The organism is Xanthomonas sp. NCPPB 2632 (assembly GCF_041228075.2).
In the GTDB taxonomy this organism is placed as follows: Bacteria; Pseudomonadota; Gammaproteobacteria; order Xanthomonadales; family Rhodanobacteraceae; genus Luteibacter.
Window position 1 is genome coordinate 745065 of the sequence record NZ_CM192979.1, and the last position, 14242, is coordinate 759306.

The window sequence follows — 14242 nt, forward strand, 5'->3', positions numbered from 1 at the left end:
GCGTGCGTCTTCGCCGCGGCCTTTGGCTGTCGTCGTTGCTTTCGGGCGCGGTGGCCTTCGCGGCCGTTTTCGCTGTGCAAGCGCAAGCCCAGGCGCAGCCGCAGCCGCCCGTGCGGGTGGGTTCCAAGGCGGACAACGAAGGCGCGGTACTCGGCCAGATCGTGCTGCAGGTGCTGCGCCATGCGGGCATTCCCGTCATCGATCGCACGCAGCAGGGCCCCACCTCGATCGTGCGCCGGGCCCTGCTCAACGGCGATCTGGACGTCTATCCGGAATACACCGGCAACGCCGCCTTCTTCTTCCATCGGGAAAACGACCCGGCCTTTCGTGACGCGGCGCAGGCGTGGGCCCTCGCCGCATCGCTGGATGCGGCGGCGAACCAGCTGATCTGGCTGCGCCCCGCGCCGGCCGACAATCACTGGGCGATCGGCGTGCGCGCCGACCTCGCCCGCACCCGGCGGCTGCGCACGCTCGACGACTTCTCGCGCTGGGTGCGTGCGGGTGGCGACGTCTACCTTGCCGGATCGGCCGAGTTCGTGGAAAGCGACGCGGCACTCCCGGCGTTCCAGTCGGCCTACGGGTTTACGCTGCGTGGTGACCAGTTGCTGGTACTGGCCGGCGGCGATACGTCCGCCACGATCAAGGCCGCGGCCGAGGGAACCTCCGGCGTCAATGCCAGCATGGTCTATTCCACCGACGGCGCACTGGCCGTCACCGGGCTGGTCGTGCTCGACGATCCCAAGCACGTGGAAATGGTCTATCAACCAGCCGCTGTGGTGCGCGATGCCACGCTAAGGCGCTATCCCGCCATGCGAACGTCCCTGGAAGCCGCATTCAGGCCGCTGACCGTCGAGGTGTTGCGCCGGCTCAACGCGCGCACGCAGATCGATGGCGAGCAGGCATCGGCCGTGGCAGCGGATTACCTGCGCACGCAGGGCCTGTTGTGACGCTGCGGGGTGCGGCGTTGCCGGTGATCGTGCTGACGGGAGCGGGAGCGCTTGCCGCCGTGTTCGCCGACTTCCTGCACGTGGCGCCGAACCGCCTCCTCAGCGGTCCCGCGGCCAGTCCGCACGTGTGGGTGCTGGCGACGGTATGGCTGCTGGCGGGCGCGCTGGGCACGGTGCGCGTGCGGGGTCGTGCGTTCATCACCGCGGTATTGGCGTGGGCCGGCGTGGTCGGTTTGCCGCTGCTGGCCGGCATGGACGCGCGGGCCCTGCTGGAGGGCGCCGCGACCGGTACGCGTATCCAGCTGGGCACCGGGTTCTGGGTGATGTGGCTGGCAGCGGCCTTGCTGTTGCTGGACCGGCTGTCCGCGATGCCCCGGCCGATACGCGTGCTTGCCTGGGTCGGCGTGCCAGCGGCGCTGGCCGGTATGGCGATGGCCGGGACGTTCGATAGTCTGGCGTTGCTGCGCGAATACGCGGCACAACGCGCGCCGTTCGCCGACGCCTTGCTGACGCATGTGCTGCTCGCGGCCGCCACGCTGGCGATAGCGCTGCCGATCGGTGCGCCGCTGGGCTGGTGGGCATGGCGAACGCGGCGTACCGACGGGGCGCTGGTCGGTGTGCTGGCGTTCCTGCAGACGGTGCCCTCGCTGGCTTTGTTCGCCTTGTTGATCGGGCCGTTCGCGTGGCTGGCCGGCAGGTGGCCCGCGCTGGGCGCGCTGGGTTTCGGCGGTACGGGGGCCGCACCCGCGGTCTTCGCGCTGGTGCTGTATGCGCTGTTGCCGGTGGTCCGCTACACCGTGGCCGGACTGGACGCCACGGCGGCGGATACGCGCGAGGCGGCGCGCGGCCTGGGCATGACCCGGCGGCAGGTGCTGCTGCGTGTGCAATTGCCGCTGGGCTGGCCCGTGCTGCTGGCCGGCTTGCGCATCGTGGCGGTGCAGACCGTGGGACTGGCGACGGTCGCTGCCCTGATCGGCGCGGGCGGGCTGGGTCGTTTCGTTTTCCTCGGCATCGGCCAGGGTGCGACGGACATGGTGCTGCTGGGTACCCTGGCCATCATCGCGCTGGCGCTGGCGGTCGACCTTTTCTTCCAATCGTTGCTCGTGCTGACGGAGCGCCCCGCATGATCGAGTTCGAGCACGTTCGCACGTCGTACGGTACGCAGGTGGTCATCGACGATCTCTCGCTGCGTATCGAGGCGGGCGAGTTCTTCGTCCTGGTCGGGCCATCGGGTTCGGGCAAGTCCACGCTGCTGCGCACGGTCAACCGGCTGGAACACGTAGACAACGGCACGGTGCGCGTGGACGGCAAGGATGTGACGACGGTCGATGCCGAGACGCTGCGCCGGGGCATCGGATACGCCATCCAGTCGGTCGGCCTGTTCCCCCATCGCACCGTGGGCGAAAACATCGCCACCGTGCCGCGTCTGCTCGGTTGGAGCGATGCCGACATACGTGCGCGCGTCGGCGAACTGATCGACCTGCTGCACCTGGACGAACCCGGCATGATCGATCGTTATCCCGATACGCTGTCCGGTGGGCAGCAGCAGCGTGTGGGCGTGGCACGTGCCCTGGCCGCGCGACCCCCCGTCGTGTTGATGGACGAGCCGTTCGGCGCACTCGATCCGCTCACGCGCGAATCCCTGCAACGCAGCCTCAAGGCGATACAGCGCGACAGCGGCACCACGTTGCTGTTCGTGACGCACGACATGGACGAGGCGTTCGGCCTCGGCGACCGGATCGGCCTGATGCTGGAGGGCAGGCTGGCCCAGGTCGGCACGCCGTTGCAATTGATCCGCGAGCCGGCGGACGAGCGCGTGCGCACGTTCGTCGGCGGCGCGCGGGTGCGCCTGCGTGAGCTGGCCGTGCGTTCGGTGCGCGAGGTGCTCCGCGTCGGCGAGCAAGCCGACGGCGACGCGCTGGATATCGGTATATCGCTGCAGGACGCGCTGGCGGCGATGCTCACGCAGGGGCGTGACTGCCTGCCTGTGGACGAGGGTGGCCGGCGGGTGGGTGTGGTGCGCCTGGGCGATCTCGTGGCACCGCTTCCGTGAGGGTGCTGTTGCCCGCCGCGGTCCTGCTGGCGTTGGTGCTGGTGCTGCCGCACGCGGCGCCGTTGTTTCACGCGGCATGGCCGGCGCTGAGTCATCCGGTGTACGTGCGCACGTCGTTCGCCGTGCTGACACTTTCCCACGTGGCCCTGGTGCTCGCCGCCACCGCGGTCGCGGCAATCGCCGGGCTGAGCCTCGGTGTGCTGGTGACGCGTCCGATGGGTCGTTCGCTGCTACCCACGGTACGTGCGGTGGCGGTGATCGGGCAGACGTTTCCGCCGGTGGCGGTGCTGGCCATCGCCGTGCCGCTGCTGGGCTTTGGATCGGCGCCCACCTTGCTGGCCCTGGCGTTGTACGGCGTGATTCCGGTGCTCGGACAGACCGTCGCGGGCCTGGACAATGTACCCGCGGCTGCGCTGCATGCCGCCGACGGCATGGGTTACGGCCGCTGGCGTCGCCTGCGGGAGATCGAACTGCCGCTGGCCATGGGGCCGATCATGGCCGGCGTACGTCTGTCGGCCATCGTCGGCGTGGGAACGGCGACCATCGGGTCGACCGTCGGCGCCACGACGCTGGGCTCGCCCATCGTCGAGGGGCTGGTCGGCAACAACACCGCCTACGTGATCCAGGGCGCCCTGCTGGTCGGTGCGCTGGCACTGACCCTGGACGGTGCGCTGCAATACCTGGAGCGGCGCCTCACCCGCCCCGCCCCAACACCCGACCGCATCATGTAGGAGCGCGCACGCGCGCTCCTACATGGCGTTGTCGTTGTTCAGCACGTTGCCGTTGTGCAGGGCGTTGTCGTGGTGCCACCGCCGGCGCCCTGGGACGCCGGCGGCGGTCGCTTACCAGATTTTGACGCGTTGCGTCGGGTCGAGGTACAGCTTCTGCCCGGGCTTTGCCTTGAATGCGTCGTACCAGGGGTCGAGGTTGCGCACCGTCTGCGCGCGGAACTCGCCGGGGGCGTGGCCATCGCCGATCACCTGGGCCCGCATCGCCGCGTCGCGGGTCTTGCTGCGCCACGATTGCGCGAAGGCGAGGAAGAAGCGCTGGTCGCCGTCCAGGCCGTCGATCACCGGGGCCGGCTTGCCGTGGAGGCTTTCCTTGTAGGCGGCATAGGCGATGGTGAGTCCGGAAAGATCGGCGATGTTTTCACCCAGGGTCTGCTGGCCGTTGATGTGCAGGCCGGGCAGCGGTTCGTACGCGTTGAACTGTTCGACCAGGCGCTGGCCCGCATCCTTGAAGTGCTTCTGGTCGGCGTCGGTCCACCAGTTGGCCAGGCGGCCCTGCGCGTCGAACTCGGCGCCGGTGTTGTCGAAGCTGTGGCTGATCTCGTGCCCGATCACCGCGCCGATCGATCCGTAGTTGGACGCGGGGTCGGCCTTCGGGTCGAAGAACGGTGCCTCCAGGATGGCGGCCGGGAAGTTGAGCGCGTTCTGCAGCGGCAGGTTCACGGCGTTGACCGTCTGCGGCGTCATCCACCATTCGTCGCGGTCCACCGGCTTGCCCAGCTTGGCGACCTGATGCCGGTACTCGGCCAGTTCGGCGCGCTGGTGGTTGCCCAGCGCGTCGTCCGGACGAATCTCCAGCGTCGAGTAATCGCGCCAGGTGTCCGGGTAGCCCACGCCGACCTTGATGGTGGCGATCTTGGCCTTGGCCTTCTGCCGGGTGGCCGGCGACATCCAGGCGAGCGTGTCGACGCGTGCATCGAACGCCTTCAGGATGTTCTTCACCATGTCCTGCACTTCACTGCGCGACGACGCCGGGAAGTACTGCTTCACGTAGATCTGGCCCACGGCATCGCCCAGGTCGGTGTCGACGCGGCCGATGCCACGCTTCCAGCGCTCGCGCTGCTGCGGCGTGCCCGTGAGCACCTTGCCGTAGAAGCCGAAGGCGAGGTCGTCGTAGGCCCTGGGCAGCAGGCCGGACGCGTTCTCGTTGAGGGTGTGGAAGCGCAGCCATGCCTTCCAGGTGTCCAGCGGCTCACTGGCGACCAGCGCGGCGAACTTCGTCACCGTACCGGGCTGCCAGACGATGAAAGTCGGCTGGTCGTCGAGCGCGGCCGCCTTGAAATACGCGTTCCAGTCGATGCCGGGCGCCTTGCTGGCGAAGGCGGTGCGCGGCCACGGATTGTTCGCCTTGTGGATGTCCTCGCTGTCCACGATGGATTCCTGCGCCTGCGCGATCTTCGTTTCCAGGGCCATGACGGCCTTGGCCTTGGCGGCGGCGTCGGGCGTGCCGGACTGCTTCAGCACGGCCTCGACGTAGGCGGCGTACTTGCCACGCGTCTCGACCATGTCCTTGTCGGTTTTCAGGTAGTAGTCGCGATTGGGCATGCCCAGGCCGCCCTGCAGCAGGTAGGGCATGTTGCGCGTCGGATCTTCGAGGCCCTGGGCGACGAACAGGCCCAGCAGGTGGCCCGTGTCGAGGTTGGTCGCATTGATCGGATCGACGTCGGCGCGCAGCTGGGCGCCCAGGGCCGTGGACAGGGCGGCCTTGTCCCCGATCGCATCGATCGCGTCCAGCGCCGGCTTGAGCGGGGCCAGGCCGGCTTGCTCGATCGCCGCCTGGTCCATGTAGGCCTTGTAGTAGTCGGCGATCAGGCGCTGGTTGCTGCCGGCCGCCGGATGGCCTTCGCCCGCGGCCTTGATCAGTTCGGCGTTGCGTTTCTCGGCCTTTTCGAACACTTCGAGGAACACGCCGGTGCTGGCACGGTCGGCCGGAATCTGCGCGGTCTTGCGCCAGTTGCCGTTGGCGAAGCCGTCGAAGTCGTCGCCGGGCTGCACCGAGCGGTCCATGCCCTTCAGATCGACGCCCACGGGTTGCGCGGCCATCGCCGCGGCGGAAGCGAGGCCGCAGGAAATAGCGGTCGCGAGAATCCGGTGGAGATTTGCCATGGACGAGTCCTACGAAGGAAAGGGCGCCCACCATAAACCGGGAACCGTGCGATGTGTGCATGACCGATGGGCCAGGGCGGTGGCGGCCGCCTCGCAGGAAAGCCCCGCGGGGGATATGCCCTAATGATCGTCCGGCCCCGCAAGGGGGTCGGCACGGGCCGGCCGCGGGTCACCCCCGGCTTGTCCGGACCTTCCAGTGCTAGCAGATCTTTAGGGAGATCCATCATGAACGCACGTTTCGAACTCACGGGTCCACAGACCGACATCGCAAGCTATCCCACCTGGACCCAGGACATGGTGTCCTCTTGTGAAGATGCCCGACGACAACTCGTCCGCCACGACATGTGGGAAGCGATGAAGACGGCGACGCTCGATCCGGTGACCACGCGCAACTTCATGGTCGGCGTGTGGCCGGTCATCGAGCGGTTTCCGGGTTACATGTCGCACAGCCTGCTCAAGACACGGTACGGCCGCAGCCCGGGCGACGACCTGGCCCGCCGGTGGCTGGTGCGCAACATCCGCGTGGAGCAGAACCACGCCGAGTACTGGCTCAACTGGGCCGAGTCCGCTGGCGTGTCGCGCCAGGACGTCCTGACCGCCGAGCCGCCCAAGGGCAGCCAGGTGCTGGCCAACTGGTGCGAAGAGGTCAGCCGGGACGATTCCCTCGCCGCGGGCATCGCGGCCACCAACTATGCCGTGGAAGGGGCGACCGGGGACTGGTCGCAGATCATCTACGACAGCCAGGCCTACGCGGAGAGCCTGCCGATTTCGGGCCGTAAAGCCGGCCTGCGTTGGCTTCAGCTTCACGCGGCGTATGACGATACCCATCCATGGGAAGCGCTGGAGATCGTCTGTACCCTGCTGGGATCGAACCCGCCGGTGGACCGGATCGAGCACATCAGGGAATGTGTGAGTCGCAGTTACGTCGGCATGAGCATCACGCTCGACCGTTGCATGGATGCCGCAGCCCCGGTTCGCACGTCGAACGTGGTTGCCGCGTAACTCGCATGTTGGGCGTCTTATGGCGCAATATCACGTTAGTGCGAGACCTGAGGAAGCGATGCGTCGTGTAGAGGCCATTCACCCCCAACCGCTGTCGAGGCGCCTCAGGCCGCTGGCCTATGCGCTCGTGGCTGTCGTGGGCCTCGTTCTCGCGTTGACGTGGGTTGCCCTGCAGACCCAGGTGACTCTCGCCGGTTTTCTCAACGGCGAGAGTCTTTGGGCCAAGGCGCAGAAACAGGCGGTGATCGACCTGGACGAATATGCCGCGCATGGCCGGCCGGGCGACCTGGCCGACTTCCGCCGCAACTTTGCCGTGCTCATGGCCGACCGCGGTTCCCGCGATGCCATCGCCAGCGGCCGTTATAGCAAGCAAGCCGTGGAAGAGGGCTTCGCCCGGGGCGGTGTTATCCCCGAGGCCATTCCCGGCATGGTCTTCATCTTTCGTTACTTCGACGGCATGCCCTATGTCCGCGAAGCCATCGCCCAGTGGCGCTCCGTCGACGCCAGCCTGGCCGAGATCGACCGGATCGCCCAACGGCTGGAGTACGCGTACAGCACCGGTACGCCGGCGCAGGGCCTGCTGGATGAAGAGCGCCGTCGCATCGCCGCGCTCAACACCTATATCGAACCGCGCGCCAAGGCGTTCTCGCTCGATATCGCCAACGGGGCTTCCTGGCTGGGGCGCGTGTTGTTCTTCACGGTGCTGGGCGTGGCGGCCCTGGCGTCGCTGCTGTGGCTGCGCATGGCCCAGCGGATACTCGCCGGCATCCGTGGCACCGAGGAGCGCTACAGCCTGCTGTTCGACAGCGCCGCGGATGCGATCTATATGGTGGACGAGGCGACCGGGTGCATCCTGGACGCCAACCATCGCGCCGCCGCCTGGGCTAGCTGCCAGCCTGGGGAGCTGATCGGTCTCCGGCTGGCCAGCCTGTTCGTCGAGGGCTCGGTGTATGCCGGCGTGGGCTCGCTGCGCAACGCCGACGGCAGCGTACGCCCGGTGGAAACCCAGAGCAGCCTGGTGGTGTGGGGCTCGCGCCAGGTGTCGCAGGCCATCGTGCGCGACATTTCCGACCGGGTGGCCATGGAGCAGGAGCGCAAGATCGCCTCCGAAGCCCTGGCCAGCATCGCCGAGGGCGTCATCATCGCCGATGCCGACCGCCGGGTGACCACGGCCAACGCGGCCCACACCAAGCTCACCGGCATTCCCCTGCAGGTGTTGCGACGCACGCGCTTCGACGCCACCCGCAGCCTGCCCGACGGCCGTCCGCTGCCGCAGAGCCTGTGGGACGACATCGCGGCGGGCGACAACTGGCTGGGCGAGGTGGAGAGCCGGCGTGCCGACGGCACCACTTATCCGGAACTGCTCAGCATCAGCACCATCCGCGACAGCGAGGGGCGTCCGCAGCACTACGTGGCCGTCGTGTCGGACATCACCGCGCGCAAGGCCGACCGCCAGCGCCTGCAGCACATGGCCAGCCACGACCCGCTGACTGGCCTGGCCACCCGCTCGGAATTCGAACGACGCTGCGCCGAGGCCATCACGCGCGCCGCCCATCAGCGCGGGGCGGTCGCCGTCCTGTTCGTCGACCTGGACGCCTTCAAGGTGGTCAACGACAGCTACAGCCATGCCACCGGCGACGCCCTGCTGATGCGCGTGGCCGAGCGCATCCGCGCCCAGCTCGCGCCGCTCGATGTCGCCGGCCGCATCGGCGGCGACGAGTTCACCGTGCTGCTCGCCGACCTGCGCTCGCGCGAGGAGGCCCTCACCGTGGCCGAGGCGATCCTTGCCGCGCTGGCCCGGCCGTTCGACCTGGGCGACTACGAGCTGTTCGTCAGCGCCAGCATCGGTATCGCGGGCTATCCGCTGGACGGCAACGACGCGGTCACGCTGATCGCGCATGCCGACGCGGCCATGTACGTGGCCAAGACCGAGGAGCGCAACGCGCTGCGGTTCTACACGCCGAAGATGCACGCCGATGCGCGGCGCCGCCTGAAGCTGGCGTCCGAGCTGCGCCAGGCGCTGTCACGCAAGGAGTTCGTGCTGGTGTTCCAGCCCAGCGTGGAAATGAAAACCGGGCGCATCGTGGCGGTGGAAGCCCTTATCCGCTGGCGCCACCCCGATCGTGGCAACGTGCCGCCGGACGAGTTCATTCCCATCGCGGAAAGCCTGGGCCTGATCCGCCAGATCGACCAGTGGGTACTGGGTGCCGCGTGCGCGCAGCTGAAGCGTTGGGACGATGCCCATCTGCCGTCGCTGCGCATGGCGGTGAACGTGTCGGCAAGTTCCTTCGGTCATCCGGACTTCCTGCCCGCCGTGAGCGAGGCACTGCGCACGGCCGGCATCGCGCCGGAGCGCCTGCTGGTGGAACTGACCGAAAGCGCGATCCTGCGCCTGGGCGAAGACACCGAGCGCTCGATGCAGTCGTTGCACAACCTGGGCGTGGGCGTGGCCATCGACGACTTCGGCACCGGCTATTCGTCGCTGGCTTACCTCAAGCTGCCTGCCGTCGCTTACCTCAAGATCGATCGCTCGTTCGTCACCGGCCTGCCGGACAACAGCAACGATGTGGCGATCACCGAGGCGATGGTGGCCATCGCACGCAGCCTCGACCTGCATACCATCGCCGAAGGCATCGAGACCGAGGCTCAGCACGAATTCCTGCTGCGTGCCGGCTGCCAGGAGGGGCAGGGGTTCCTTTATTCGCGACCGTTGCCACCCGACGAGATCGAACGACTGCTGGCGCCGAACAAGGCCGCCGGTGGCAAACGGCTGTCACTGGTGCCGCCGCGCAGGGCATGATCGATCCGGGGCTTCGCATCGGCATGACCGGGCCCCATGTACAACGGTCGACGTACCCGCGCTAAGGATGCCCCGTGCCCCACGATTCCCTTGTTTTCCTGTTCGACGTCGATAACACGCTGCTCGACAACGACCGCTTCGGCGCCGATCTCGCGGCGCGCCTCGAGCAAGCCGTCGGTGTCGACGGCCGCGACCGCTACAACGCCATCGACAAGGAGATCCGCAGCCAGGTCGGCTACGCGGATTACCTGGGCGCGCTGCAGCGGCTGCGCGGCAACGACGGCGCCACGCCATACATGGACCTCGCCTTCTTCCTGCTCGATTACCCGTTCGACGCGCGTCGCTTCACCGGTGCGCTCGAGGCCGTGGATCACGTACGCACGATGGGTCGGCCGGTGATCATGTCCGACGGCGACACGGTGTTCCAGCCGCGAAAGATCCGCCGCGCCGGCTTGTGGGATGCCTTCCGCGGCGACGTGCTGATCTACGTGCACAAGGAGGACATGCTCGACGACCTGCAACGCCGCTACCCGGCCGACCATTACGTGATGGTGGACGACAAGCCGCGCATCCTGGTCGCCATGAAAGAGCGGATGGGCGACAAGGTCACCACCGTCTTCGTCAGGCAGGGCCACTACGCGGCCGCCGCCGGCGCCGACCTCGAAGCCACCCCGCCCGACATCACGATCGACGCCATCGGCGACCTTGCCTCGATGCCCGCTGAGAGGTTTTCCCACGCCACCTGACCCGCCAGGATCGCCATGACCTTGCATCCAGCGGGGGGTTGCATCCGGCGCGGGGTGGGTGGGTAGGCAGGTGGGTGGGTAGGAGCGCACGCACGTGCGCGAACCCTCAGCTCCGAACCAAGGCGAATGAAGCCAAACGTCTAAACGAGCCAGCGTTTCCGTGCATCCGACGTGCGCTCGTCAGACGCCCCAAACCGCCCGCATCCCGCATGAGTACGGCATCGTTCGCCTTATATATGCTGAGGGTTCGCGCACGTGCGTGCGCTCCTACAACGACGAACCGACGAACCGACGAACCGACCTCCCCACCTCCCCACCTCCCTATGTCCTTCACCCCGCATCGAACGCGCCGCGTATCCATTCCACGGTATCGCCTTCGAAGGCCAGTACATCGAAACGACAGGGGCGGTGGGCGTCGTGCGGATGCCAGCCCAGCCACAGGTGCGCGGCGCTGATCAGTTTGCGGCGCTTGGCGGCGGTGACCGACGCCGCCGCGCCGCCGAAGCGGGCGTCGCGTCGGTAGCGCACCTCGACGAAGACCAGGGTCGGACCTTCGCGCATGACGAGGTCGATCTCGCCATGGCGGCAGAGGAAGTTGGCCTGTACCAGTCGCAGGCCGCTGGCGCGCAGAAACGACAACGCCGCGCCCTCGAAACGATCTCCGGTGGCGCGGCGCGGTGTGGCGGTCTTGGTTGTTGCGGTCACGCGAACCTCCCGGTTCGCGCCGGCGGGATCAGGCCCCGCCGCTTTCCACGCTGGGAGCCGTTGCCGGCGCTTCGAGCTCGAGGCTACCCGCGACCGGGCGGGCCACGCCGTCGGCGAAGCGCGCCCAGATGAGTACGCGCCGCACCCTGCCGAACTCGTCCGCCACCAGCTGTCCCGTCGCGCCCGGCAGGTAGCTGCCCGGGTGGCCGCGCATCCAGTCGATGTAGGGCACCAGGCCCCAGGCGTCCATGCCGAAGGCGAACAGGCGAGCGGTGACGCCGCGCGTCGCCGGAATGGCGTTGCTCAACTCGCTGCGCCGGGCGAGGCCCGGTTGCGCGTCGAACAACCACGGCGCGTCGCAGAATTCCACGCCTTCCAGGTCGCGATCCGCGGTCGGATCGTCGCTGCCACCGTAGACATGGGAAGTGGCGAACACAGGCAGGGTGTCCTTGGCCAGGCGCAGCTGCGGGATCAGCAGGCGTGCCTGGGGCGGCTTCATGCTGATGAAGACGCCGCTGGTGTCGGGGTCCTGGCCGACCGGCTCGGACAGCTGCGAGGCAAAGTCGATGCTGCCGGAGTCGAGCGTGATCTGGGCCGCCAGCGTGCCGCCGCGTGCTTGCCACTCGGCCTTGAAGGCGTTGCCGGCACGACGGGCGAAATCGTCCGTCGACACGATGACGGTAGCCGTCTTCATGCCACGGTCCGCCATGTGGTCGGCCACCTGCGCGCCTTCGGTCTCCGGGATCAGGCCGAACTCGTTCGCGCCCGACGGCGGCAGGTTCTTGTTGTCGTTCGGGTAGTTCAGCGTGAGCATCGGCGCAGGCAACGCACCCTTGGCAAAGATGGCCGACACGCCATCGCGGTTGAGCGGGCCGACGACGAAGCGTGCACCCTCGGCCACGGCCTTGTCGTACGCGGCCACCGCATGCGCGGCGTCGTTGCCCGAGTCGTACACGGCGACTTCCGGTCGCGCGGCACCGGTGCGGCCGGCATCCACGTAGTTGGTGAAGAAGCCGTCCCGGATGGCGGCGCCGGCACCGGCGAGCGGGCCGCTGAGCGGCAGCAGCAGGGCGACCTTGCCAGGCACCTTATAGCCTTCCCTCACGCCCTTGTCGCCGCTGACCGTGCCCACGGCCTGATCGAGCACGGCCGGCGAGCGGGACACGCTGCCGAGCTGCGACTGCGCTTCCACCACCCACGGCTTCATGGGGTCGTTGGCGGACAGGGCGGCGCTGCGGTCGGCCAGCGGCTGCGCGCCCAGGCCGGTAAGCAGGGCCAGGATCTGCTGGCGGTTCTGCTCGCGGTCGATGCCACGCAACTGACCGTCCAGTTCCACCCGGGTCTGCGCCGCGCTCCAGGGGTCGTTCGACGCGGCCTGCGCACGCGCGCGAAGCTCGGCCAGCCGCTGCGTCACCTGGGGCGATACGCGGGAGGCGGGCTTGCCGGTCAGCGACAGCGCCGTGGCCGGATCGTTGTTCTTCAGGGCGATCTCGGCGCGCAGCGCGTCCAGTCGCAGCGAGTCTTCGCCTTCCAGTCGCGGGCGACGGATATCGGCCACGATGGGGGCGGCCCGATCCAGCGCGCCTTCCTGGCGGTACGACTCGGCGGCCAGCAGCTTGTAGTAATCGCGGCGATCGCCGTCCTGCGCGGCCAGGGCAAGGTAGGCCTGGGCGGCCTGGTCGAACTGGCCCTTGATGTACATGGCCTGCGCCGCCTGCGTCGCCTCACCCGAGGGGGCGGCACCGTGTGGCTGGACACCGCCCTGGGTTACGCAGCCGGCCAGGCCGGCGCAGATAAGGAGGCCGAGGATCGAGGCACGAATCGGTCGCATCGCTAGTGATTCCTTGATGGTCACGTCGGCCCCTGACGGCGCCGAAACGACCGGATCATAGCCCATCGCCCCGCGAGGCCGGCGTGAGGCAGGAAGGAGCTTATGCCCCGTAGAGCGCCTTGCGCGGCGCGCCGGTGATGGCGGCGGCGAGCTTGGCTGCCCGGGCGGGCGGCAGTTCGTCCTTCAGGATGGCGAAGACACGCAGGCCCTCGGCCAGGCGTTCGTCGTCGCCGGTCTCGCGACCGGCCACCATCACCACGAACTCGCCGCGCTGCTGGTTCGGGTCGGCCGCCACGCGCTCGACCAGCGCCGCCAGCGAGCCGTCCAGCACCGTTTCGAACATCTTGGTGAGCTCGCGTGCAACGACGGCCTCGCGGTCGGCACCGAACGCCTCGCGCATGTCTTCCAGGGATTCGAGGATGCGATGCGACGACTCGTAGAAGATGAGCGTGCGCGACTCACCGGCAAGCTCGGCGAGGCGCCCCCGCCGGGCCCCGGCTTTGGCCGACAGAAACCCCTCGAAGACGAAGCGGTCGCTCGGCAGGCCGGCCACCGACAGCGCGGCGATCACGGCGCTGGGGCCGGGCACGGGGCTGACCTTGAGTCCGGCCGCGCGGGCAGCACGCACCAGGCGGAAGCCCGGGTCGCTGATCAGCGGCGTGCCCGCATCGGACACCAGCGCCACGTCGTCGCCGGCTCGCATGCGCTCGACGAGGCCGTCGACGGCGGTGCGCTCGTTGTGGTCGTGCAGGGCCACCAGTGGCGTGTCGATGCCGAGGTGCTGCAAGAGCGGGCGGGTGTGCCGGGTGTCTTCCGCGGCGATGACCTTCACCCGCCGCAGCGTCTCGATGGCGCGGGCGGCGATATCGTCGCGGTGACCGATGGGGGTGGCGACGACATGGAGCATGCCGGGGCGTGGTTGGGTCATCGGTGCATCCGGTGGGCGTGGCTGGGCATTGTAGAAGTGGATGTGGGGGAATGGGCGTTGATGCTCTGGAGCCGTGGAGCCGTGGAGCCGTGGAGCGCTGGAGCGCTGGAGCAAGAGCCGGCGGGTGCCACCCTCGTGACCACGCCTGCGGCGACCCGCTAGTGAAGGGCCGCTGGCGCGGCCGTTTATTGATTGCCCTTCGGGCCGGGTCGGGCTTCGAACGGGGGTTTTCGACTCGACTTCCTGTCTCGCGAAAACGGCCGGCCGTCCTGGCCGGCCCCCTTCGGGCCTTGTCCGTTCGAATCCCTCGCCTGCGGCTACCGGCCACGAGGGTGG

The 14242-nt window shown here is 68.5% G+C and carries 11 protein-coding genes; 7 read left to right on the forward strand and 4 right to left on the reverse strand.

Features of this window, described 5'->3' with window-relative positions; all coding sequences use genetic code 11:
* Nucleotides 1–2 precede the first annotated feature (2 nt).
* From AB8808_RS03285 to AB8808_RS03300, 4 genes are read left to right on the forward strand one after another with little or no spacing between them, the layout of a single operon-like run.
* A complete protein-coding gene (locus AB8808_RS03285) occupies nucleotides 3–947 on the forward strand; it encodes a glycine betaine ABC transporter substrate-binding protein (RefSeq protein ID WP_369926715.1) in 945 nt (314 codons plus the stop codon).
* Nucleotides 944–2074 carry an ABC transporter permease gene (locus AB8808_RS03290; protein WP_369926717.1) on the forward strand — a complete coding sequence of 377 codons (1131 nt, stop codon included), beginning with the start codon at nucleotides 944–946 and terminating at the stop codon, nucleotides 2072–2074. Before AB8808_RS03285 ends, AB8808_RS03290 begins: the two co-directional genes overlap by 4 nt.
* Entirely contained in the window at nucleotides 2071–3000 is a 930-nt protein-coding gene (locus tag AB8808_RS03295) for an ABC transporter ATP-binding protein (protein ID WP_369926719.1), read from the forward strand. The genes AB8808_RS03290 and AB8808_RS03295 overlap by 4 nt, the downstream gene beginning before the upstream one ends.
* A complete protein-coding gene (locus tag AB8808_RS03300; RefSeq protein WP_369926721.1) occupies nucleotides 2997–3731 on the forward strand; it encodes an ABC transporter permease in 735 nt (244 codons plus the stop codon). Before AB8808_RS03295 ends, AB8808_RS03300 begins: the two co-directional genes overlap by 4 nt.
* 111 nt (nucleotides 3732–3842) lie before the next feature.
* Here AB8808_RS03300 and AB8808_RS03305 read toward each other — a convergent pair whose 3' ends face one another.
* Nucleotides 3843–5894 (reverse strand): M13 family metallopeptidase, encoded by a 2052-nt coding sequence (locus AB8808_RS03305; protein ID WP_369926723.1) that lies wholly within the window; start codon nucleotides 5892–5894, stop codon nucleotides 3843–3845.
* Nucleotides 5895–6119: 225 nt separating this feature from the next.
* Here AB8808_RS03305 and AB8808_RS03310 point away from each other — a divergent pair, with 225 nt between their 5' ends.
* The 3 genes from AB8808_RS03310 to AB8808_RS03320 all read left to right on the forward strand — a co-directional run bounded on the left by AB8808_RS03310 (nucleotide 6120) and on the right by AB8808_RS03320 (nucleotide 10442).
* Nucleotides 6120–6896, forward strand: a complete 777-nt coding sequence (locus AB8808_RS03310; RefSeq protein ID WP_369926725.1) for an iron-containing redox enzyme family protein — start codon at nucleotides 6120–6122, stop codon at nucleotides 6894–6896.
* Between the two features lie 58 nt (nucleotides 6897–6954).
* Complete coding sequence (locus AB8808_RS03315; protein WP_369926727.1) at nucleotides 6955–9696, forward strand: putative bifunctional diguanylate cyclase/phosphodiesterase; 2742 nt, start codon at nucleotides 6955–6957, stop codon at nucleotides 9694–9696.
* A gap of 74 nt (nucleotides 9697–9770) precedes the next feature.
* Nucleotides 9771–10442 (forward strand): HAD family hydrolase, encoded by a 672-nt coding sequence (locus AB8808_RS03320; protein ID WP_369926729.1) that lies wholly within the window; start codon nucleotides 9771–9773, stop codon nucleotides 10440–10442.
* A 330-nt stretch (nucleotides 10443–10772) separates the two neighbouring features.
* Here AB8808_RS03320 and AB8808_RS03325 read toward each other — a convergent pair whose 3' ends face one another.
* From AB8808_RS03325 to rsmI, 3 genes are all read right to left on the reverse strand, one after another.
* Complete coding sequence (locus AB8808_RS03325) at nucleotides 10773–11147, reverse strand: YraN family protein (RefSeq protein ID WP_369926731.1); 375 nt, start codon at nucleotides 11145–11147, stop codon at nucleotides 10773–10775.
* A gap of 28 nt (nucleotides 11148–11175) precedes the next feature.
* A complete protein-coding gene (locus AB8808_RS03330; protein ID WP_369926733.1) occupies nucleotides 11176–12978 on the reverse strand; it encodes a penicillin-binding protein activator in 1803 nt (600 codons plus the stop codon).
* A gap of 100 nt (nucleotides 12979–13078) precedes the next feature.
* Nucleotides 13079–13906, reverse strand: a complete 828-nt coding sequence (gene rsmI, locus AB8808_RS03335) for a 16S rRNA (cytidine(1402)-2'-O)-methyltransferase (protein ID WP_369926735.1) — start codon at nucleotides 13904–13906, stop codon at nucleotides 13079–13081.
* Between the last annotated feature and the right edge of the window lie 336 nt (nucleotides 13907–14242).

Coding starts and splice junctions, on each gene's coding strand:
- AB8808_RS03310 (WP_369926725.1), top strand. CDS start 6,120: ATGAACGCACGTTTCGAACTCACGGGTCCACAGACCGACATCGCAAGC.
- AB8808_RS03305 (WP_369926723.1), bottom strand. CDS start 5,894: ATGGCAAATCTCCACCGGATTCTCGCGACCGCTATTTCCTGCGGCCTC.
- AB8808_RS03330 (WP_369926733.1), bottom strand. CDS start 12,978: ATGCGACCGATTCGTGCCTCGATCCTCGGCCTCCTTATCTGCGCCGGC.
- AB8808_RS03295 (WP_369926719.1), top strand. CDS start 2,071: ATGATCGAGTTCGAGCACGTTCGCACGTCGTACGGTACGCAGGTGGTC.
- rsmI (WP_369926735.1), bottom strand. CDS start 13,906: ATGACCCAACCACGCCCCGGCATGCTCCATGTCGTCGCCACCCCCATC.
- AB8808_RS03315 (WP_369926727.1), top strand. CDS start 6,955: ATGCGTCGTGTAGAGGCCATTCACCCCCAACCGCTGTCGAGGCGCCTC.